An 18,730-nucleotide genomic window follows, 5' to 3' on the forward strand; every position below is an offset into this window, starting at 1 on the left:
CAGGCGCCGCCAGCGCACGCCGTGCTGCTCGGTGTGTCGTGCAATCAGCTCCGCTCCAGCGGCCTGGGTCTGGCGGTCACCAGCAAGGCAGCCATGGCCAGCGCCAGTGGGACGAACGAAGACCACAGGACAACATGCCAGCCATGGCGCGCAAGGATCCATCCGGACAGGAACGAGCCGACCGCCATCACCGCAAAGATCAGGAAATCGTTGAATGCCTGGACACGCCGCTTGTCCACGTTTCCATGGCATTCCAGCACCAGCGCCGACGCGCCCAGAAATCCGAAGTTCCAGCCCAGCCCCAGCAGGATGAGGCTGAGGGAGAAGTCGAATACTTCCATTCCATGCAGGCCCGCGACAGCGGCGGCACCCGTCAGTACGAGGCCGGCAGCCGCAACGCGCTTCGCACCCACGCGCGCGATCAGCTTGCCGGTAAAGAAACTTGGCAGGTACATCGCGATGACGTGCCATTGCAGGCTCAGGTTGGACGACTCCTGCGCGTGGCCGTGCATGTGCATGGCCAGCGGAGCCGCTGTCATCATGAAATTCATCAGCATGTACGACACTGCGCCACAGATCACCGCAGCGATGAAACGCGGGTCGAGCAGGACGGAGGACAGTGGTTCACGGGACATGCCGATTGCCGGCGCGACATGCGGCAGCCGCACACCGGCCAGCAGGCCGGCCGACACTGCGGCGACCAAGCCTTGGACCAGGAACGTCGCTGCGAACAGGTGGCCGGGCCAGAGACGCATGGTGAGTGACACCAATTGAGGCCCCACCACCCCAGAGGCGACGCCGCCCGCCATTACCATCGAAAGCGCTCGCGCGCGTTTGTGCGCGGGTGCGCCATCAGCGGCGGCAAATCGGAACGACAGCACGACGGCTGCATAGGCCCCGCCCAGGAACGTAGCCGCACACAGCAGCCAGAAGCTGGACGCCAGCACCGCGAACATGGCCACGACGCCGGCGGCGACGCCCGCGGCAGTGCCTGCGAAGAACGCCGTGCGGCGGCCATGATGCTCGGCGATCCAGCCTGCCGGCAATGTGCAGAGCGCCATGCCGACCACGAAGATTGAAATGGGCAGCGTTGCCAGCGTCTGCGAGGGGGCCAGGTCACTCCCGACCACGGCACCCGTCGCGTAGATCACTACGGAGTTCGCGCCGGCGAGCGCCTGCGCAAGGGCCAACCGCCAGACGTTAGCGCGGTGCTGGGCCGGCGGGAGCAGCTCGGCATCGCTTTCCATCGTTGCCGGGCTCACTTGACCGACTCCCGCGCCGACACCTGCTCATCGGGCACCAGCACGATGCGGAACGTTGCATCGCCGGACATCAGTCGTTCCAGTCCTTGCTGCGCCTGGGACAGGGGAAGGCATTCGATCCAGGGCATGGCATCGGTCAGCTCGCTGAATCGCAACGCCCGCTCGCTGTCATCAGGTGATCCGGTCATCGAGCCCTGGATGGTGCGCTCGCCCCCAACCAGGTAGCCACTTGCAATGGACAGCGGGGTCTTGCCGACCCCGAGCACCATGAGGGTGCCGCCCGCAGCCAGCCCAGGCAGCAGCAGCTGCACAGCCTCGGCGTCACCGACAGAGGTGATGATGGCCTGCACCCCGCCCAGGCGCTGCAGTTCTACGGCCGCATCTGCATGGTTCGTGTCCAGATAGCGGTGCGCACCCAGCTCGATGGCCGCAGCGGCAATGTCATCTCCCCGTCCCACGGCAATGACTCGAAGCCCCATGCGCCGAGCGTACTGGATGGCCATGTGCCCCAAGCCACCCACACCGTGGATCGCTACGGTGTCGCCGGGCGCTGCGCCACAGCGGCGCAGGGCGTTGAACGTCGCCAGGCCGGCGCACAGGATGGGCGCTGCAGCCGTGGACTCCATTTCATCAGGGATGGACACCAGGCCGGTCGACGTGGCGAGCATCAACTCGGCGTAGCCACCATCCTGGGAAACGCCAAGCACTTTCTGATCCGTGCACAGCGCGAATCGGCCCTGTCGGCAGTAGGCGCACGCATTGCAATGCCCGCGCAGACGGCCCACGCCTACACGTTGTCCTACTTCCCAGCGTACCGGCACATTGCTGCCGCGATCGATGATCCTGCCGATCACTTCATGGCCGGGCACCCGCCGCAGATGTGATGCGTCGGGTCTCGCGATGTCAGAGACATCCGCGCCGCACATCCCGCATGCCTCGACCTGCAACAGCACCTCATCGTCTGCAGGCGTGGGGCGCGGGCGCCGGGACCACCGGAGCAGGCCCGGTGCCGCCGATTCCATGGCGCCGTAGTCAGTGGATTGCATCATGGTTGTACTCTCAGATGGGTCGAAGAGAGAAATGCCTGCACGGCACGGGTAGAAGCCTCGATCGCACCCGCGAGATAGCCCGGGTTGGACGGAGACCATTCACTGCCGGCCCCGAACAATCGTCCCACCCAAGGCGTGTCTCCGGGTGATAGGTCGGGAATGAAGCCATGCCCGGCGGTCTGTGCGGCGCAGGCCGGCGTAGCGGTGAAAGACTCGGCGCTCCAGTCCTGGACGGCCTCGGCGAGCGGCTCACGTGCAGCATCGCCAAACAAGCGCGCAAGCTGGCTTCTGCAGCGATGCTTCAGCTCCTCGGCCGGGATACGCGCCCTTTCAGCAGCAGGCAGTGCAAAGAAGCCGAAGAGCACTGCTTGGCCGTCCGATGACGCATCGTGGATCTCTCCCAGCGGGCCCACCAGACTGCGTGCCTCGCCTGAAAGGCCGCGATCCCGCCAGAAACTGCTGGGATACACCGCGAGGTACTTGGCGTGTGCGGCCATATGCGTGCCGGTGGACTGCCACGCGTGGCGAGCATCGGCGGGAAGCGGAGGATCGAATGTCAGTGTGGCCACCGCCAAGCGCGGGGGTAGTGCCAGTAGAACACCTCGCGCATGCCACGTGACCGGCACGCCGTTCCTGATTGCGGAGACAACAACCCCATCGGCTTCAGCACCGATCTGAACGACACGCGTCCCCAGGTGAATCCTCTCCGTCTGGGCGGCCGAACCGACAGCGTGAAGCAACTGCCCCATGCCGCCTACGATGCGGAACGATGGCGGCATCGCGGCCATGCCGGCGAAGCGTGCAGTCGGTTCGTGGACGGCACGCTCGAACAGCATGTCACCGTCCTGTTCCTGCGGAACGACGGGCAGCCCAAGCTGTTGCACCAACAGAGCCAGTTCACGCTGGAACCCGGGCCATAGCCAGGTCGCGCCAAGGTCAAAGCCGCCGTTCCCGCTTACGCGCCCCGGCAGAGCAGGCTCAAACGCATGGATGCGCCCGCCCATGCGCGGGCGGCCTTCCAGCACGGCATAGTCAGTGACGCCTGCCGCTTCCAGCAGTCGAGCGGCATGCAGGCCCGCAAGGCCAGCGCCAACGATGATCACGTCCACGGTGGTCATGAGAATGCCTCTGCAGCCGTAAGGTGCGGACGCTCCACCACTGTTCCCTGTTTGACGTAGACAGTGACGCCGTGACTGCCAGCCACCATCGACGCGAGGCAGCGGCTGGCATCCGGTCCACCTGCCCGCAACCATGTTCCAGCCGCAACGGTTTGGGTCCGGCTACCGACGGCAAGCTGCAGCTCGCCTTTCAAGACCAGGATCTCAGCGGGCGCCTGCATCTGAGGAAACAGCGTCCGGCTGGGCTCCACCTGCTCGATACGAACGCGCTCCTCCGGGCTCTCGAATACTCGGCACAACCGACGATCGGTAAGGTGTTCCCACACCTGTCCGGCATTCGTGTCCAGCCTCAGGGTCGCCGTCTCGTCTGCACTCATCTGCCGCAGCTTGACCAGTATCAAGCATCCTTCCCGGCTGGCCGGTGCATGCCGTGATCCGGGAGGGTTGCGCAGGTAGGTGCCCGCCGGGCAATCGCCAAGCTCATCGGAGAAGACGCCTTCCAGCACAAGAATCTCCTCGCCGCCGGGATGAGCGTGCGACGGAAATGTCGAACCAGGAGCGTATCGCACCAAGCTTGTTGCTCTGGCCTTCTCTGCACCAATGCGATCAAGCATGACGCGCTTCACCCCGGCCTGTGGCGAGTCAACCCAGATGTAGTCATCGGGAGTCACTAACACGATGGAATTGAAGTCGGCGTTGATCTGCATGGCTTGGGTCAGGCAAGGGGTTGGCGGAATTGGGCGAACAGCACGGCCCCAGGAGGGTTCCCGGGGCCGTGATTCAACGGTTTTTACTCAGACCACGCTGTAGATACGCACGTCCGGATCTGCGGACAGCAGCGGGCCAAGCTCGCGTACGACATCGTTCTGGAACATTGCGCTTGCCAGGTAGGCTTTTGCGTCCTGCTCGCTGTCGAAGCCATGCAGCACCTGGACGTCTTCCTTGCGGACAAGGAGATCTTTGGACGTTGCGCCGGGGATGGTGGAAAGAAACGGGCCTTTGTACTTGGCGTACACCTCCGCAGCTGCTCCACGGTTGGATTCAGCAATGGCGAGGGTGATTTGCAGATAGACCATGGTGGCTCTCCTGGTGAATGGGCCGCTTCAGCCCGCGAGCAGTTGGTCGCGCGCCTCGAGAACGCGCGCCGAATACGTGAGTGCAGCGCCAGCGTTGAGGGCGATAGCCACGCCAAGCGCCTCACTGATTTCTTCAAGCGATGCACCATGGTCCACGGCTTTCTTGGTGTGCACCGTGATGCAACCGTCGCAGCGGGTGGTCACAGCCACTGCCAGGGCGATCAACTCATGGATCTTCGGTTCAAGATGGCCGCTCTTTGTTGCAGCGCCATCGATCGTTCCCAGACCACGCAGTACATCCGGGTTGACCTTGCCAAACTCCCCGACCTTCTCAATCAGGGACTCACGATAGTTGTTCCAGTCATTCATCATTTCTAAGCACTCTTGCGATTGGATCCCGCCAGGTCCGATGCATCGCAATGGGCCTGGCAAGGTTCAAGGTGAGATCAGTTGCGGCCAGCCATCACGCCGCCGTCCACGTCCCAGATGGCGCCGGTAACCCATCCAGCCTTCTCGGACAGCAGGAACGCGACCACTTCAGCAACGTCCTGCGGAGTGCCCACACGACCGATCGGATGGAAGCTGTTGAAACCCTGAAGCGCACTGTGGACCTGATCCTTGGGGATGAAGCCCTCGTAGATCGGGGTCTGAACCACGGCCGGCGAGACCGCATTGACGCGGATCTTCTGGGGAGCCAGCTCCATCGCCAGATGCTGGGTCAACGAATGCAAGCCGGCCTTTGCCATCGAGTACGCCGAGGACGGCGTCGCGGCGATCGCCTGGCGTGCCCACATCGAACCGATGTTGACGATGGAGCCGGCGAAGTTCTTCGCGATCATGTTGGCCGCAACCTTCTGCGTGATGAAGAAGAAGGCCTTGTTCAACTGCATGTACTGGTCATAGTCTGCATCGGTGTGCTCCAGGAACGGCTTGGGGAAGAACACACCCGCCGCGTTCACCAGTAGATCCACATCGGAGTGAGAATGCTCGATGTCCGCGATGAGGCCCTTGAGCCCGCCTTCTGACGTGAGATCGGCGGTGAGGGCGCTTACTGCACCGAACGCAGACAACTCTGCGCGCGCTTCCTCGGTTTTGTCGGAGCGGTGACCTACGATGACTGCGCGGCCACCACCTTCCAGCACCTTGCGTGCAGTCTCCTTGCCCATACCGCTGGTGCCACCGACGACCAGGACCTTGTTGCCTTCGAAGATATTTTTCATGTGAGTTTCCAATGTATGTAGGTGCGCGGCGAATGCCTCGCGTCAGGGGTTCAACGGATGTCCAGAGCAACCAGGAAACGGGAGACCATGTTGTAGGCCGCGACCGTCGCGACCGCCTCTACGGCCTGGCGCTCCCCCAAGCTCTGCTTGAGCGCCTCAATGACTGTGTCTTCCACCACCACGCCTCGCGTCGACTGGTTGGTGAGCTCAATCAGGAGTTTTTCCAGCGAGGAAAACTCTGCGTCGGGCTCAGCCTGCTGGAGTGCAGCGGCCTTCGCTTCCGTGCCGCCTGCCTGCAGGTAAACCGGATAGTGGACATCCCACTCGAACGACGCGCCGTTCAGGACCGCGACGCGGAGCATGATCAGCTCGAGGTATTCCAGCTTCAGTTCAAACTCGGCACGCACCCGGCGCATCAGGCCGTTCCAGCCTTCCGCCAGAGGAGGGCTGCGCAACAGCAGGCGATCGATGCCGATCAGCAGGCCGCCTGGGCGGCGCGCCTGGATGTCGGCCAGCAGGCTTGCCGGAGCAGGGTGTCCGTCCTGCCAGGGGGTAATGCGCGGGCTGTTCATTGGGGGCGGTCGCCTGCCGTGGATTGCGGGAAGATGGCGAGGATCTTCGGCTCACCTCGCGCCGCCCTCAAATGGTTTATTCTTTCGATGACGCAAAGAAAAACTATCCCGTCATGAAGATCCATCTGAACTTCACCGCATTACGGGCAGTCGAGGCCGCCGCAAGACATCAGAGCTTCAGTGGCGCAGCCGCGGAACTGCACGTAACCCCCGCCGCGATAGGCCAGCTTGTGCGGAGTCTGGAAGAGTCCCTGTCCGTCGAGCTGTTCGTGCGGGAGCGCAGCGGCAGCCGCCGGCTGACGCCCACCGATGCGGCGGAACGGGCGCTGCCTGATATCCGCGCAGGCCTGGACCGGCTGACGCGCGGCCTTTCGCGACTGCAGGAAAGTGCCAGAGGCGGCCTGCTGACCGTGACCACCAGCCCTGCGTTTGCGTCGAAGTGGCTGTTGCCCCGGCTGGAGCGGTTCCAGGCCGCATGTCCTGAAACCGACGTCCGTCTCCACACCGGTCTCAACCTGGTGGATTTCGAACAGGACGCCATCGACATTGGCGTCCGCTATGGCAGGGGACAGTGGCCCGGACTGACCGCTGACAAGCTCATGGATGAGGAGATCTTCCCGGTCTGCTCAGCGGGCTGGCTTGAGGCGCACGGGCCCCTGCTGCAGCCGGCGCAACTTGCTGGCTTGCCACTGATTCATGATCTGTCAGTGGACAGCAGAACCGGCTTCATGACATGGAGTGAATGGCTGCACCGTGCCGCTGCGGACAACGTGGATGCCATGCGCGGCATGCAGGTGAATAACTCCGCGGCCGTGCTACAGGCAGCGGTGGAAGGAAGGGGTATCGCATTGGCGCGTAGCGTCATGGCACGCGAGGATGTCGCCAGCGGCCGCCTCGTCAGGCTGTTTCCGGAGATTTCTGTTGCCGCGACACTGGCCTACTACATCGTCTATCGCCCTGAGTGTGCATCGCTTCCCAAGGTCATGACGTTCCGTCAGTGGTTGCACTCGGAGGCGCAGGATTCTGCCTTGGACCAGTAGACGTCAGTAGACCTGGCGGAGCGTCCGCTTCCGGCCAGAAGCGGACATTCAACGCCTGAGCTAAGCCGAGCCGCGAAGCGGCTTCGGCTTGAATGAGTTGTTAGGCCCCCGGCGGTGCTAAGGCCAGCTCATCGGCCGAGAAATCGCTAAGCCAAATTGTCTCACCAGACGCACTGACGCACTCAACAACGTATCGGTCGGGCTGGCCGAATCCACGCAGTAAATCTACGACAGCACCTCGGTCCCCAACCTGGGGCAGCGCCTTATTGATCTTGAATGGATCGTAGAACGTTGGCGGATGCCGAATCTCCGTAACGACCACTGTGGAGTACTGAGAGATCATCTGACGAGGCCTAACTCTGGAATTAAGCCGACCCGCGCAGCGAGCTCGGCTTGAATGAACTGTCAGGCCACAAGCTATGGGAACTTCACTTGCGACCCGTACACGACCTCACCAGCCTGGACTCGCAGCTCAACGTCCGCAAGGCGCTGATAGATCCTGCGCCAGTGTCGCACCCAATGCACCAATAGCGGCAGGCCGAACAGGACGTAGCTGACCGCCGCCAGGAAAATGGCCGCAGAAACCTCTCCAGGGCGTACCCAAAGCCATGCCGCGACCACGAAAGCGCTGAAGATGACTCCGCCGGCACCTGCGGCGAGAATTGATCGTAAACGCATGACCGATACGGCCTTGCGGACATCTGAGAGATCATCAAGCGAGATGCGATCAGAGCTGTCCATGCGGCTTGATTACCTGTTAGACGGACCCCGGAGTCCGGTTACACGACTTACCCACAAAGCACCGCCAAGCCAGCGTACAACCAGACCCAGCAGGCTCGATGGACAAGCTTGGGCTTGGCCAAAGCTTCGATCGAAGAGCCGTCAGCCCCCTCCCTACCTCAATGCACCGGGCCCAGATTGCTGGGCATGCCCTTGCGCAGCACCGACAGATACCGCAGATACTTGCCAACAAAGATGCCGGTGAACCCGCCGGACAACAGCAGGTACGCAGCACTGAAGTTGCCGTTTGCACTCATCGCAGGCGACACCGCAAGCGCCACCTCGAACCCGTACTTCACCAGGAACGTGACCAGCAGCAGCGGCAGCAAGCTGTAGTCCGCACTGCGCCACAACCGGCCTGTCGCCTCATTCACCGTCAGCGTCGCGCGGCGCAGCAGCAGCCAGCCAAGCATCGCACCCGCACAGATGCCGGCGAGCCACTCGCTCCACGCCACCAGCGAACCGCCGTAGCGGTGGCTGATCGACCAGATGCCCCACACAGTGAACAGGGCCGGCACGATCGCCAACCTGCGCAGCGAGGTCTGTCCTGGACGCATGGCCGCGACGCCACGGGTGATGAGGTACGCCAGGATCACCCAGACCCAGATCGGGGTGTGCGAGAGGATGGGCAGCAGGAGGTTCACGGGACGTCCTTTCAGTGAGTGCCCGCACGGAGGGCGGTGGGTGGCGCTCACTATTGACGGGCCGGACCCGCTGAGCAAGTGACAGGTGTCAGCGACCGCTTCAGCGCCTTGCCGCCGCCTAGCACTGGTGGCGGCCGGCCCCCCTCACTTCTTCAGAGAATTACCCAGCGCTTCATCCAGCACCTCAACCCTATCCCCATACGGCGTTTCGACACTCGGATGAGTTGCCAGGCAAGATCGCTCGCGGGAAGCTGCTTTGGATGATCGACGAAGGTGAGCCTTGGGCCGCGGTGATCCCACTCAACGCGCCTCGCAGCGCCCCACCTTGCGCATAAGCTCATCGCGCGCCGCGTCGATCGTGTCCGCCTTTGTCTTGGCCGACAGGTGCTCGCGCTGCTTCCGTCCAAGGAAGTACGCGATCCGCTCTGCATTGGCTCCAGAGGGATGCGGCAGGCCATCCAGCAGGCAGTCGCTCTGGATGAGCCCCTGTGCTACGAAACTGCGCAGCACCGCAGTCGGTTCCTTACCCAGCGGAACCCACAGTGCGTCGGGCAGCTGCCGCGCTTCATCGCCAAGCCACTCCTCCGCCATGGACCGCAGATACGGCGTGCGCAGGATCGCCGGATTGCCAGTGTAGTTTTGGCCACTGGCCAACACAGGATTGCGCAGTGCCGAGGTGTAGTGCACCTGGTCGCTGGCGCCAGTGAACAGTTCGGCACAACTACCAAGGCCGAGCGCGGCATGCAGCCCCACACAGTCCAGCATCTGTACCAGCGCGGTGCGCATCGGTCCCGAGAAGCTGGCGACCTCTTTGGCCGTGCGCAGAGCTTCGGCATCGCTGAGCCCGGAGCGAAGCCCGATACGCAGCTGCTCGAGCGCCTTCTGCGCCTGGAAGAGTCCAGGCGTAATGCCCACGAGCACCACGCGTGCATCGGTGTTCACGTGTTCGAAGGGTGCGTAGTAGGTTTCGAGCTGTCCGGATCGCGAAATCAGCAGATCCGGCGCGATACCGTCTGACGGCGCGGCATTGAGAATGGCAGAGCGGAAGCGATCGAGCGTCGAGTTCATGATGTTTTCCTCAGCGGGTGATGGAGGGGCGGGCCATGCGACGGCGATGGGCGCGATGTGTGGTGTGGGCAGTGGTGATCAGGATGTCGGCGTCCGACACCACTGCATAAGCGTCTACCAGGTGGTCCCAACGATGCAGAAGGGATTCGATACGGCGGCGCAGGTGCTTGGCTTCGCGGCGTGGCAGGGCAAGCTTGTCGACACCGTGGCGCGAGTTGAGCGCGATGCCGAAACAGCCAAGCAGTTCGACGAAGTCTGCGGGGATGGCACGTTGCTCCATCCGCTTGCAGGCGTGGGTGGTCGGGATCACGGCAGCTGCTCCTTGGCGAGTGCCTCGCCGTAGGCGGTGGCAATCAGGGGATAGACCTCGCGGGCAAACTCCACTGGCTCAAAAATGCCGAGGTGTCGAGCGAGCTGCTCAAGGTGACGCGGCTGCAAGCTCACGAGATCCTTCGGCGCTTCGCCCCTTTCAAGCTTGCTGTAGGCAGCCGCAGTCTTGGCTGACCAGCCAAGCTCGTCCGCAAGGCTTTCAACGGACTCACCACGTTCAATGCGCACAGATCGCAGGTGGGCCGTCAGTTCCCAGAACGTCCCGAGGCGCGGCCGGCTGTCCTCGGATGCGAAGTACCGCGACGGCTTGAAGTCAGCCCGGCGGCTCAGCCATTCGAGTGCGTCGTCAGGCTGGATAAGCGTTGCAGCACCGTCCTTGACTGTCTTCAGCGGGCGGTCGTTGTTGGGGTTGGAGGCCATGCGGATCGTCTTTTCCGATACACCGGCCAGAGCAGCAAGCATGGGCACTGTGATATCCGCTCCCAGATCGATTGCGAGTCGGGCCTGTGCGGAAGTGAGTACCTCGAGCAGGACCGCCGCAGAGGCTTCAGGCATGCGGGCCACCGAGTCCGGACCGTACAGGCACGGACCGTCTTTCCCCTTGAGCAGTTCGGCACTTACCTCGAAGTCGGTGAGTGCATCCGCAAAGTCCGCCATGCTTGCGGGCCAGGCCCCATCCTTTGCGTACCTGACAATACGACCGGTCAGGCCGACCAGGCGAGAGCGGCTTGCGGCCGCCCGGACCGGATTCTGTCCAGCGTCGCCTACGTGGGCTCCATAGACGGCGGGCTCAACGCCGACCAGGGCGCTGGCGGCCGTTGCATCGTCAGCGATGTAGTAGATGACCTCAGCCAGGGCGAGGATCAGGTCGGTGGCAGCGGACTCGGCGCCGGCGATTTCGTAGGACATTGAAGATATCTCTTGTGTCTGGAGTGATGCCAGTTTGCCCGCGTGCTTTGCGGATGTCAAGACACTATGGATATCTTTTCTATCTATTCACCTATCACCTACGGCGAGGGCGGTCTGCGGCATGTCCGGCTTGGATGGGACCCACCCGTGCCCGCGGCACGTACTGATAAGGCACGCCAAGCATTGATCATGACTGTCGCAACTGGACCGACGGCTCGAATGCGAGTGTCGCGATTGTCTCCCTGAGATTCCCGCAGCGTGAGGGATCGACGGGCACACTTCCAGAATCCCGAGACGCCTGTCCGACAAGCGTCTTGCAGATCCAAGGGCTATGCGACAATGCCAAAAGCGTCATGGGTTCTGGCGGCATTGACCCCCAACCCTTGCCTTTCCCAACTACATCCAGCAACTCTGGCACCGCCACCGAAAACGGGTGGCCGGGACTCGAAAACCCGTTCTGTTGGGAAGTAGTTTGCGCTTGCCAGTCGGCACCACTTCGCGTGGTGCCGGCTGGCAATCCGTCTGCCGGCTATGGCGGGCGGTGCGTGGGGGCCTTGTGCCCGCCGGTTTCCTAACAGCCCGGTTTTCGAGCCACGCATCGTCCGCCACCTTTATCGGTGGCGGCTTCTGCCTGTTTGCACGGAGCCAGCCATGACCAAGCCGCATTCCCCCTCCCCGCGCCCCAACCAGGACGCCCCCTCTTCCTTCGATTTCAACAGCCTCATCGCCATTCTGCAGAGCATTGGTGCCGGCGCTGCGTCCGATGGCCAGCCCTGGCCCGAGCGCCATCAGGTGCGTGGCCGGCAGATCGCCCTGGCTGATGCCGACTGCGCGCTGGCGGGCCAGCGAATCGTGCAGGAGATACTGTTGGCGGCCATTCGCGCGCAGCAGAACGGCGACCCTGACGAATACGTAGGCGACCGCGTGCTGGAGGGGCTGGCGATGGCCGCGCTGGCGCTTACGGCGTTCATCCAGGAACGCGTGCGGCCGGAGGGTTGAGGGCGTGCGCGCGGGCCGCGACGTGCATCCACGCGTGGCGTGGATCTACTTGGACCAAGGTTGATTAATTGCCTCGGGCAACCAATACTGGTTGCCTAAAGCAACCATCTCTAACAATCATGCCCGCCATTCCCCCTGCCTTGACCGATCTGGCCGAACAGGTCCGCAGCTTCAACCGCTTCTACACCCGCCGGATCGGGGTGCTGCAGGACCGCATGCTGGGCAGCGACTTCTCGCTGACGGAGCTGCGGGTGCTGTACGAACTCTCCAGTAGGGGTGCGGCCCGCGCTTCGGATCTGCGCAGTGACCTTGGGCTCAACGCCGGCTACCTGAGCCGGGTGATCGCATCGCTGGAAGCCAGGGGGCTGCTGCAGAAGTCCCCCAATCCGGATGACGCCCGCTCGCAGCTGCTGAGCCTGACCGCGCACGGGCAGGAGACGTTCCAGCCCTACGACGCGGCCTCGCGGCAGGAAGCCATGGCGCTGCTTGAACCGCTCACCGAAGCGCACCGACAGGGTGTGGTGGAGGCGATGGCGCGCATCAGTGCACTGCTGGGCGAGCGCAACCGGGATTACCTGCTGCGCGGCCCCCAGCCCGGCGATATGGGCTGGGTCGTGCACAAGCAAGCGCAGCTCTATGCCACCGAGTACGGTTGGAACAGCGAGTTCGAGGCATTGCTGGCCGAGATCGTGTCGAAGTATCTGCGCGACCATGACCCTGCGTCAGACCGTTGCTGGATTGCCGAACAGCACGGCGACATCATCGGCTCGGTGTTCGTGGTGCGCCACGATGCCAACACCGCGAAGCTGCGCATGTTGTATGTGGATGCGAGTGCACGCGGCTTGGGCGTTGGCCGCACGCTGGTGGGGGAAGCCATCGCGTTCGCGCGCTCGGCGGGGTACTCACGCATGGTGCTGTGGACCAACGCGGTACTGCACGATGCCGTGCGGCTGTACGAGAAGGCCGGTTTCGCGCTGGTTGAGGAAGAGCAGCACCACCGCTTCGGCAAGGACCAGGTCAGCCAGGTGTGGGCGCGCGATCTATAAGGGGCGCCGTCGAGCGAGCTCGACGCTACGGACGGGGCCCCCGCGCGGCGACAGTCGCCAAGCGGCGGCTGACGAGACCGTAGAGGTCCTGCAGTTCGACCGCGCGCTCAGGCGTCATGTTGCTGCCGAAGAGGACGCGTGCGAGTGCCGCTTCGTGGGTGTCATCGGGGAAGCGTTCGCGGGCGCGGTAGACGTTCTGGAAGACCAGCCAGGCCAAGCGGAGGCCGCCACCGGGCAGCGGGCGGACGAGACGCTCGTAGGCCTGCCAGAACTGGTATTCGGCCTGCAGGTCGACCGTCGGCGCCGCGTAGGGCACCGGACGCGGGCGTCCGTGGGCACGCGGGCGGGTGGGCAGGTAGACGGGATCGGGCTGGGCCATGCTGGACAGCATGCCCCAGCAACATTGTGGGAACCTTGCGCTGGTGCCGGAATATCAGTGCAGGTTGTGCAAAGTGCAGTGGTTGGAGGGGTCAGATCCCTATGCGGAGCAAAGGGCTCTGACCCCGGTTGCGGAGAGCATCCACGCATGGCGTGGATCTACTGGGGTCAGAGCCCTCCGCATTCGCGGAGGGATCCGACCCCGGGTAATGCGTGTGCCGTTTTGGTAGATGCCAACCTTGGTTGGCAGGTTTTTCGGTGCCGGAGACATTCCGCCGGGCTTGGCCCGGCGCTACCGGATTGCGGGCGCATGGCGAGGGGTCAGATCCCTTTGCGGAGCAAAGGGCTCTGACCCCGGTTGCGGAGAGCATCCACGCATGGCGTGGATCTACTGGGGTCAGAGCCCTCCGCATTCGCGGAGGGATCCGACCCCGGGTAATGCGTGTGCCATTTTGGTAGATGCCAACCTTGGTTGGCAGGTTTTTCGGTGCCGGAGACATCCCGCCGGGCTTGGCCCGGCGCTACCGGATTGCGGGCGCATGGCGAGGGGTCAGAGCCCTCCGCATTCGCGGAGGGATCCGACCCCGGGTAATGCGTGTGCCGTTTTGGTAGATGCCAACCTTGGTTGGCAGGTTTTTCGGTGCCGGAGACATCCCGCCGGGCTTGGCCCGGCGCTACCGGATTGCGGGCGCATGGCGAGGGGTCAGAGCCCTCCGCTATCGCGGAGGGATCCGACCCCGGGTAATGCGTGTGCCGTTTTGGTAGATGCCAACCTTGGTTGGCAGGTTTTTCGGTGCCGGAGACATTCCGCCGGGCTTGGCCCGGCGCTACCGGATTGCGGGCGCATGGCGAGGGGTCAGAGCCCTCCGCATTCGCGGAGGGATCCGACCCCGGCCCATTCCCGCCGTTAGAACTGCATCGCGGTACTGAACATCACCTGCCGTGGGGCGCTGCGCTGCAGCGTCTGGTAATCGCCCGAGAACGAGGAACCGGCAATCGTGGCGGTGCCGATGTTGTTGCGGTTGAACAGGTTGCTCACATCCAGCCGCAGTTCCAACCCGGGCAGCACACTGCCCTCGCCCAGCGTGTATGCGGCGTAGGTGTTCACCTGCCAGAACGTGGGCACGCGGATATCGTTCTCGTACGTAAAGGGCTGGCGCAGGTATGAGGTGCTGGTGGCACCCAAGCGCCAGTTGCCAAGATGCGCGGACAGATCGCTCACCAGCGACACCTGCGGATACCCCGGCTGGGCGTTGCCCTTGATCGGGTACACGGTATCGCCCACCACGAAATCGCTGCCGTAATACGAACGGGCCACGGCCACGCCCTGGTAGAACTGCACGCGATCGGTGATGTCCGCGGTAATGCCCAGGTCGGCGCCAATCACGTGCATCTTCGGCATCAGCCGCACGGTGCTGATCTGCGCGAACTGCGTACCGATGGCCGCTGACAGCAATCGGTTGCGGATATCGTTGTAGAACACATCGCCGGTCAGCGTCAGCCGCTCGAAGCGATGCGTTGCGCCCACGGTGAAGTTCCAGTTCTTCTCCGGCCGCAGCGTGCCGGCCACGCGGTCGAACTCTTCCTGGTCGCTGATGGTCCACGCCGATGCGGTATAGCCGATGTTGCCGCGCTGGGCCACGCGATAGCCGTTCATCGTGTTGGCCACGTCGATGAAGGCATCGGTGGCGTCGCTCGGGCTCCAGAACAGCGAGACGTGCGGCAGGACGTTGTCCTTGGCGCGCAGCGCGCCATATACCGGTCGGTCCACGGCATCGCCCAGGCCGCCGCCTTCGGTGCGGAAATCCACGGCCTTGAAGCCCACGCCCAGCTTCAGCGTGTCGCTCAGCGCGATGTCATCGTGCAGGTAGAGCTGCTGCGAGCGGGTGACCCAGCGCGAGGCGTTGTCGGTGAGGAAGGCCGGGCCATGCACATCGAACGGGCCGGTGGCCTTCAGCGGCTTGCCCTGCCCCAGCAGCGGCTGCTGGTACCAGTCGGTACGGGCAGCGGCCTTGCTCTTCTCCTGCCAGAAGCCCGCGCTGATGGTGTGCGCGCCGACCTCGAACTGCAGGTTGGCCATGCCACCGAGGCGGTTCACGCGCGGTGTCTGCACCTGTTCGGAGAACGGCGCACCATTGGGTGATGGTACGGTCGGGTCGGTCAGCGTGGCCTGGGTGTGGCTGTTGGCGTTGTACAGCTGCACGTTGCCGCTGAATGCGGGCGTGATCTGGAAACGGTGGTTGATGGACGCCACGCGATCGCGGGTGATCTGGCCGGTGTCGTAGGGAATCAGTTCGGACAGCTCGCCGCAAGTGTAGGCACCGCAGGATTCATCGGCATTCTCCGGCGAGGCCACGTAGTACGCCCAGGCGTAATCGGGGTAGAAGCTGTCGGCCTTCCAGCCCAGCTTTCGGATCATGTCGAAGGAGATGTTGTTGTAACCCCAGACCTTGGCCTTGCTGTCGGAGGCGAAGACGGTGAAATCACCCCAGTCCACCTCCTGCTGCGCCTTCAGGTTGCCGCGCAGGAAATCCTGCGTGCCTGCGCCTTGGTACTTGTCCGCTGAGACGCGCTGCAGGTCGACCAGCACTTTTGGGCCGTGCTCGCCCATCTGGCCGGTCTGCGCAGACACGGTGGTGACCAGGGTGCGGTTGCTGCCTATGCCCTGCTTGATGCGCAGGCTGGCGGTGTCCTGCAGGTCGCGCAGGCGATATTCCAGGCTGCCACCGTTGGCGCTGCTGGAAAACACACTGACCGGTGCGCCGCCCGGGCTGACGGTGATCGAACCGATGCCGTCGGGCACGCCCACGTTGACCACGCTGGTGCCGGTGAGCGAGAGGAAGCCGCTGTCATTCAGCGGCACGCCTTCAAAGGTGATGCCCATTTCATTCATGCGGAAGCCGCGCACGAACAGGCTGGTGGCGGAGATATCCAGGCCCAGGCCATCGGTGGCGGTGTAGCTGGCGCCAGGCACGGCCTTGAGCATGGCCAGGGCGTTGTTGCCGGTGACCATGGCATCAAGGTCGGCGGCGTTGATGATGTAGCGGTTCGGGCCGACCACCTGCGTGGGTGCGACGGCCGCGCCACGCGGCGTGGCGATGACCTGCAGCGCATTGAGGGTGGTGGGCGCGTCGCTGGTTTCGGCAGCGTAAGCGGGTGCGGCGAGGGCGGCGCTGAGGGCCAGGGCGAGCAGGGTCGTGGGTGGGGTGTTCATGGCCGGATCCAGGTGCAGGGGAAAGAAGGCGCAGGCGCACGCCCAGCGCGTGGCAGCACCGGCGGCGATGCTGTAGCTGGAATGCGATTGCGTTGAAGGGGGAGCGGCGCGTTGCGCGCCGGTCAGGGGCAGAGCAAGACGGTCAACTGCCGGGCGATGCGATGGGGTGATTTCGACGGGCGGAAGTGTTGCACTGCCGTGCCGCGCGCACCATTGCACCGTGGTACAGCGCGGCTATACGCAGGTATCGTGCTGGCTTGGTAGAGGCCGACCTTGGTCGGCGCTTTGCTTCTACGTGTGCCAACCAAGGTTGGCATCTACCGGAGCAATGGCTTACTGCAGTACGAACCGTTCGATGGCCTTGGCCACGCCATCTTCGGAATTGGTGGTGGTTTCAAAACGCGCCACCGCCTTCACTGCATCGATGGCATTGCCCATCGCCACGCTGGTGCCGGCAAACTGCAGCATGGTCAGGTCGTTTTCCTGGTCGCCGATGGCCATGACGTTGGCGCGGTCGATACCCAGGTGCTCGGCCAGCTTCTGCAGGCTGGGCCCCTTGCCGGCGCGGTGGTCGAACACTTCCAGGAAGAACGGTGCGCTCTTCAGCACGGCAAAGCGCTCGGTCAGTTCGGCCGGCAGATGCGCGATGGCCGCGTCCAGCACCTCGGGCTCGTCGATCATCATCAGCTTGATGAAGGACATCGACGGGTCCATGTCCTCCACGCGTCGGTACGACAGCGGCACGTGCGAGAGATGCGAGTCGATGACGGTGTAGCGGCTGATGTCCTGGTTGGGCGTGTACAGGCGCTGGCCGTCGAGGGCCTGGAAGTGCACGCCGATATCGCGCGCGACCTGTTCGCAGTAGCGGAAATCCTCGAAGCTGAGCGGGAACTCGGCCACGTTCTCGCCGGTGCCCAGGCGCCGCACCAGGCCGCCGTTGCAGGCGATGCAGTAGTCGTCGTCACCGTTGATGCCCAGTTCCTGCAGGAACGGCGCCAGGCCGGATACGGGGCGGCCGCTGGTCAGCACGATGTGTACGCCCAGCGCGCGTGCCTGCGCGATGGCCGCCTTGGCCCGCTCGGTGAGCTTATGGGCGGGGTCCAGCAGGGTGCCATCCATATCGATGGCGACCAGTGCGATGGTCGATTGCCTGCGGCCCATGTCCATCAACGTCCAACCTTGCATGTGGGGACCGCTATTTTAGGTCAGTCGTGCACCTGCCCGCCTCATGCGCGGTTCATACCGCCGGGCGCGGCTGCAGGGATACTCAGCAAGCCTGTGCGCCCCCACCGCAGGACGGCCCCCATGACCGCCCTACCCTGGAGATCCAGACGCATGACCTACCGCGCCCCCGAGGCTACCGACACCGCACCGTTGGCCGAGCAGATCGAGGACCTGATCCACGGCCTGCCCGGCGAGCAGATCCGCGTGGGCACGCTGCTGCAGGCGCTGGGCGACGAGGGGCTGATGCTGATCGTGATCCTGCTCTCGGCGATCTTCCTGATTCCGGTGTCGATTCCCGGGCTGAGCACGGTGTTCGGTGCGTCCATCCTGCTGATCGGCCTGAGCCGCGTGCGCGACCGCCCGCTGTGGGTGCCGCGCCGCCTGGCCGAGCGTGAGGTGGCCACCGAAAAGCTGAAGGCCAGCCTGGGCCGCGCCCTGAAGTGGGTGCACCGCATGGAGCGGCTGTCGCAGCCGATGCGGCTGGCGGTGATGGTGCGTTCGAAGAAGATGATGCGGCTGAACAACCTGGCGCTGGTGTTTGCCACGCTGCTGCTGATGGCACCGGCCGGGCCGATTCCCTTCAGCAACACTCTGCCCGCGCTGGCGCTGATGTCGTTCGCGATCGGGTTCATCCAGCGCGATGGCGCGGCGGTGGCGGCCGGTTATGCGTTCGTGGTGGCCACGGTGGTGTACTTCGGCGTGCTGCTGGGTGGCGTGGGATTTGCAGCGGAATCGGTGTTCAGTGGGCTGCGTGGTGGTACTTCATCCGTGTAGAGCCGAGCCCATGCTCGGCTGGTTCTC

Annotated in this window: 20 protein-coding genes; 4 read left to right on the plus strand and 16 right to left on the minus strand. The window is 64.0% G+C overall.

Translation table 11 applies throughout. From position 1 onward, the window contains the following. Positions 1-44: 44 nt before the first annotated feature. From C1926_RS10145 to C1926_RS10180, 8 genes are all read right to left on the minus strand, one after another. Positions 45-1,247: an MFS transporter gene (locus tag C1926_RS10145; protein ID WP_108759091.1), complete on the minus strand. Its 1,203-nt coding sequence runs from the start codon at positions 1,245-1,247 to the stop codon at positions 45-47. Between the two features lie 11 nt (positions 1,248-1,258). After that, a complete protein-coding gene (locus tag C1926_RS10150) occupies positions 1,259-2,308 on the minus strand; it encodes a zinc-binding dehydrogenase (RefSeq protein ID WP_108760668.1) in 1,050 nt (349 codons plus the stop codon). Continuing rightward, positions 2,308-3,429, minus strand: coding sequence for an FAD-dependent oxidoreductase (locus C1926_RS10155; protein ID WP_216822053.1), 1,122 nt, complete (start codon positions 3,427-3,429; stop codon positions 2,308-2,310). The genes C1926_RS10150 and C1926_RS10155 overlap by 1 nt, the downstream gene beginning before the upstream one ends. Further along, positions 3,426-4,136 carry a cupin domain-containing protein gene (locus C1926_RS10160; protein ID WP_108759092.1) on the minus strand — a complete coding sequence of 237 codons (711 nt, stop codon included), beginning with the start codon at positions 4,134-4,136 and terminating at the stop codon, positions 3,426-3,428. Before C1926_RS10160 ends, C1926_RS10155 begins: the two co-directional genes overlap by 4 nt. Positions 4,137-4,223: 87 nt before the next feature. Continuing rightward, positions 4,224-4,505, minus strand: a complete 282-nt coding sequence (locus tag C1926_RS10165; RefSeq protein WP_108759093.1) for a hypothetical protein — start codon at positions 4,503-4,505, stop codon at positions 4,224-4,226. Between the two features lie 27 nt (positions 4,506-4,532). After that, entirely contained in the window at positions 4,533-4,874 is a 342-nt protein-coding gene (locus C1926_RS10170) for a carboxymuconolactone decarboxylase family protein (RefSeq protein WP_197587313.1), read from the minus strand. Positions 4,875-4,951: 77 nt separating this feature from the next. Then, entirely contained in the window at positions 4,952-5,725 is a 774-nt protein-coding gene (locus C1926_RS10175) for an SDR family oxidoreductase (RefSeq protein ID WP_108759094.1), read from the minus strand. A 50-nt stretch (positions 5,726-5,775) separates the two neighbouring features. Then, positions 5,776-6,297 carry a carboxymuconolactone decarboxylase family protein gene (locus C1926_RS10180; protein WP_108759095.1) on the minus strand — a complete coding sequence of 174 codons (522 nt, stop codon included), beginning with the start codon at positions 6,295-6,297 and terminating at the stop codon, positions 5,776-5,778. Between the two features lie 113 nt (positions 6,298-6,410). On the opposite strand from C1926_RS10180, the gene gcvA reads away from it, so the two are divergent. Beyond that, positions 6,411-7,337 carry a transcriptional regulator GcvA gene (gcvA, locus tag C1926_RS10185; RefSeq protein ID WP_108760670.1) on the plus strand — a complete coding sequence of 309 codons (927 nt, stop codon included), beginning with the start codon at positions 6,411-6,413 and terminating at the stop codon, positions 7,335-7,337. A gap of 417 nt (positions 7,338-7,754) precedes the next feature. Here gcvA and C1926_RS10190 read toward each other — a convergent pair whose 3' ends face one another. The 5 genes from C1926_RS10190 to C1926_RS10210 all read right to left on the minus strand — a co-directional run bounded on the left by C1926_RS10190 (position 7,755) and on the right by C1926_RS10210 (position 11,068). Further along, positions 7,755-8,078 carry a hypothetical protein gene (locus C1926_RS10190; RefSeq protein ID WP_108759096.1) on the minus strand — a complete coding sequence of 108 codons (324 nt, stop codon included), beginning with the start codon at positions 8,076-8,078 and terminating at the stop codon, positions 7,755-7,757. Positions 8,079-8,236: 158 nt separating this feature from the next. Beyond that, positions 8,237-8,761 carry a DUF6622 family protein gene (locus tag C1926_RS10195; protein WP_108759097.1) on the minus strand — a complete coding sequence of 175 codons (525 nt, stop codon included), beginning with the start codon at positions 8,759-8,761 and terminating at the stop codon, positions 8,237-8,239. A gap of 300 nt (positions 8,762-9,061) precedes the next feature. Further along, on the minus strand, positions 9,062-9,829 hold the full coding sequence (locus C1926_RS10200; protein WP_108759098.1) for a hypothetical protein: 768 nt from the start codon (positions 9,827-9,829) through the stop codon (positions 9,062-9,064). 10 nt (positions 9,830-9,839) lie between these two features. Then, a complete protein-coding gene (locus tag C1926_RS10205) occupies positions 9,840-10,139 on the minus strand; it encodes a hypothetical protein (protein WP_108759099.1) in 300 nt (99 codons plus the stop codon). Next, a complete protein-coding gene (locus C1926_RS10210) occupies positions 10,136-11,068 on the minus strand; it encodes a helix-turn-helix transcriptional regulator (protein WP_108759100.1) in 933 nt (310 codons plus the stop codon). Before C1926_RS10210 ends, C1926_RS10205 begins: the two co-directional genes overlap by 4 nt. Before the next feature lie 651 nt (positions 11,069-11,719). Here C1926_RS10210 and C1926_RS10215 point away from each other — a divergent pair. Then, the gene (locus C1926_RS10215) at positions 11,720-12,067 is read left to right on the plus strand and encodes a hypothetical protein (protein WP_108759101.1); all 348 of its coding nucleotides are present in this window, start codon (positions 11,720-11,722) and stop codon (positions 12,065-12,067) included. A 119-nt stretch (positions 12,068-12,186) separates the two neighbouring features. After that, the gene (locus C1926_RS10220; RefSeq protein WP_108759102.1) at positions 12,187-13,113 is read left to right on the plus strand and encodes a helix-turn-helix domain-containing GNAT family N-acetyltransferase; all 927 of its coding nucleotides are present in this window, start codon (positions 12,187-12,189) and stop codon (positions 13,111-13,113) included. A 25-nt stretch (positions 13,114-13,138) separates the two neighbouring features. Here C1926_RS10220 and C1926_RS10225 read toward each other — a convergent pair whose 3' ends face one another. The 3 genes from C1926_RS10225 to yidA all read right to left on the minus strand — a co-directional run bounded on the left by C1926_RS10225 (position 13,139) and on the right by yidA (position 17,872). Then, positions 13,139-13,504 carry a hypothetical protein gene (locus C1926_RS10225; protein WP_254057395.1) on the minus strand — a complete coding sequence of 122 codons (366 nt, stop codon included), beginning with the start codon at positions 13,502-13,504 and terminating at the stop codon, positions 13,139-13,141. Between the two features lie 894 nt (positions 13,505-14,398). After that, positions 14,399-16,705, minus strand: a complete 2,307-nt coding sequence (locus C1926_RS10230) for a TonB-dependent receptor (protein ID WP_108759103.1) — start codon at positions 16,703-16,705, stop codon at positions 14,399-14,401. Between the two features lie 333 nt (positions 16,706-17,038). Further along, positions 17,039-17,872: a sugar-phosphatase gene (yidA, locus tag C1926_RS10235; RefSeq protein ID WP_108759104.1), complete on the minus strand. Its 834-nt coding sequence runs from the start codon at positions 17,870-17,872 to the stop codon at positions 17,039-17,041. Between the two features lie 168 nt (positions 17,873-18,040). Here yidA and C1926_RS10240 point away from each other — a divergent pair, with 168 nt between their 5' ends. Further along, a complete protein-coding gene (locus C1926_RS10240) occupies positions 18,041-18,703 on the plus strand; it encodes an exopolysaccharide biosynthesis protein (protein WP_108747581.1) in 663 nt (220 codons plus the stop codon). The last annotated feature ends 27 nt before the right edge of the window (positions 18,704-18,730 follow it).

It is taken from the genome of Stenotrophomonas sp. ZAC14A_NAIMI4_1 (assembly GCF_003086915.1).
In the GTDB taxonomy this organism is placed as follows: Bacteria; Pseudomonadota; Gammaproteobacteria; order Xanthomonadales; family Xanthomonadaceae; genus Stenotrophomonas.

Bases quoted from the DNA above. Each gene is read 5' to 3' on its own strand.
- C1926_RS10145 (WP_108759091.1), bottom strand. From the start codon at position 1,247: ATGGAAAGCGATGCCGAGCTGCTCCCGCCGGCCCAGCACCGCGCTAAC.
- C1926_RS10150 (WP_108760668.1), bottom strand. From the start codon at position 2,308: ATGCAATCCACTGACTACGGCGCCATGGAATCGGCGGCACCGGGCCTG.
- C1926_RS10155 (WP_216822053.1), bottom strand. From the start codon at position 3,429: ATGACCACCGTGGACGTGATCATCGTTGGCGCTGGCCTTGCGGGCCTG.
- C1926_RS10160 (WP_108759092.1), bottom strand. From the start codon at position 4,136: ATGCAGATCAACGCCGACTTCAATTCCATCGTGTTAGTGACTCCCGAT.
- C1926_RS10165 (WP_108759093.1), bottom strand. From the start codon at position 4,505: ATGGTCTATCTGCAAATCACCCTCGCCATTGCTGAATCCAACCGTGGA.
- C1926_RS10170 (WP_197587313.1), bottom strand. From the start codon at position 4,874: ATGAATGACTGGAACAACTATCGTGAGTCCCTGATTGAGAAGGTCGGG.
- C1926_RS10175 (WP_108759094.1), bottom strand. From the start codon at position 5,725: ATGAAAAATATCTTCGAAGGCAACAAGGTCCTGGTCGTCGGTGGCACC.
- C1926_RS10180 (WP_108759095.1), bottom strand. From the start codon at position 6,297: ATGAACAGCCCGCGCATTACCCCCTGGCAGGACGGACACCCTGCTCCG.
- gcvA (WP_108760670.1), top strand. From the start codon at position 6,411: ATGAAGATCCATCTGAACTTCACCGCATTACGGGCAGTCGAGGCCGCC.
- C1926_RS10190 (WP_108759096.1), bottom strand. From the start codon at position 8,078: ATGGACAGCTCTGATCGCATCTCGCTTGATGATCTCTCAGATGTCCGC.
- C1926_RS10200 (WP_108759098.1), bottom strand. From the start codon at position 9,829: ATGAACTCGACGCTCGATCGCTTCCGCTCTGCCATTCTCAATGCCGCG.
- C1926_RS10210 (WP_108759100.1), bottom strand. From the start codon at position 11,068: ATGTCCTACGAAATCGCCGGCGCCGAGTCCGCTGCCACCGACCTGATC.
- C1926_RS10215 (WP_108759101.1), top strand. From the start codon at position 11,720: ATGACCAAGCCGCATTCCCCCTCCCCGCGCCCCAACCAGGACGCCCCC.
- C1926_RS10220 (WP_108759102.1), top strand. From the start codon at position 12,187: ATGCCCGCCATTCCCCCTGCCTTGACCGATCTGGCCGAACAGGTCCGC.
- C1926_RS10225 (WP_254057395.1), bottom strand. From the start codon at position 13,504: ATGCTGTCCAGCATGGCCCAGCCCGATCCCGTCTACCTGCCCACCCGC.
- C1926_RS10230 (WP_108759103.1), bottom strand. From the start codon at position 16,705: ATGAACACCCCACCCACGACCCTGCTCGCCCTGGCCCTCAGCGCCGCC.
- yidA (WP_108759104.1), bottom strand. From the start codon at position 17,872: ATGGACATGGGCCGCAGGCAATCGACCATCGCACTGGTCGCCATCGAT.
- C1926_RS10240 (WP_108747581.1), top strand. From the start codon at position 18,041: ATGACCTACCGCGCCCCCGAGGCTACCGACACCGCACCGTTGGCCGAG.